General features: G+C 78.0%; 1 protein-coding gene. It reads right to left on the bottom strand.

Annotation, left to right across the window (positions count from 1 at the left end; all coding sequences use genetic code 11):
* Window positions 1–820 (bottom strand): GAF domain-containing protein (locus AB0E96_RS41315; RefSeq protein ID WP_359831990.1); only part of this gene is annotated, 820 nt, incomplete at its 3' end.
* Window positions 821–1080 lie beyond the last annotated feature (260 nt).

The following is a 1080-nucleotide window of genomic DNA, read 5'->3' as shown; positions in this document are numbered from 1 at the left end:
GCGGATCAGGGGGGCGATCCGTCCGCTGTCCGGACAGACCTGGCCTCTTCCCGTACTCCGTTGTTGCGACGGACGATAGCAGCCCGTCAGCGCGGGGCTGGTGCAGCGCCTCCAGCCGGTGGGCGCGCAGCTCGGTCTCGGCGAGCCGGGCGGCGGTGGCGGTGAGCTGGAGCAGGTACGGGCGGACGCTGTGCGCGGGGCCGCTGAGGTTGATGGCGCCGACCAGCTGTCCGGTGCCCGGGTCGCGCACCGGTGCGGCCACGCAGGTCCAGGAGTGGTGGCTGCGCAGGTAGTGCTCGGCGGAGTGGACGAGCATCGGGCGCCGGGTGCGCAGCGCGACCGCGATCCCGTTGGTGCCGACGCTCTCCTCGATCCAGCGGGCGCCGGTGGTGAAGCCGATCCGGTCGGCGCTGCGGCGCAGGCCGCGCTCGCCCTCCTGCCAGAGCACGTGGCCCTCGGCGTCGGCGACGGCCAGCAGCAGCGGGGGCGCGCCGCCGGCTTCCATCAGGGTCTCGCGCAGCACCGGCAGGACGGTGTCCAGCCCGCTGGTGCGGCGGCGCTGTTCGATCTCGCCGGGGCCGAGCAGGACGGCGGCGGCGCCGGTGTCGGGGTCGAGGCCGAGGCGGCGCAGCCGGGCCCAGGAGTCGCCGATCTCGGGGCGGGGGTCGAGCGGGCCGGGGCCGCCGGCCCCTTCGGCGGGGGCGGTCAGTTCCCGGGCGGCCGCGTCGGCGAGGGTGCGGTCGTGGACCTTGGCCAGTTCCGTCGCGGTGGGCGGGGTGCGGCGCTCGGGCCGTCGGGACTGCCGTCCGGTCTGCCGCACTCGCTTCGCTCCTCGCCACCGTTCGAGGACGCGTCGGGGCCGACGCGCTGACGAAAGCGTACGGGGGCGGTGGGCCGCTGGGGACGGGGTCCGGCAAGTCCGCGTACCGGGCGGTACGGAACGCGGCCCCGTCCGCGGGGCCCGCTGCCGTCCGGTCGCGCCGGGGCCGGACCTCGGCGGAGCGGGACCGGACCCGGTCGGAGCGGGACCGGACCCGGGCGGCGCGGGGCCGGCCCCCGTCGGGGTCAGTGCCGCGGGCC

This window comes from Kitasatospora sp. NPDC036755, from assembly GCF_040636595.1.
Taxonomy (GTDB): domain Bacteria; phylum Actinomycetota; class Actinomycetes; order Streptomycetales; family Streptomycetaceae; genus Kitasatospora.
This window is presented reverse-complemented; position numbering and strand designations above follow the sequence as displayed.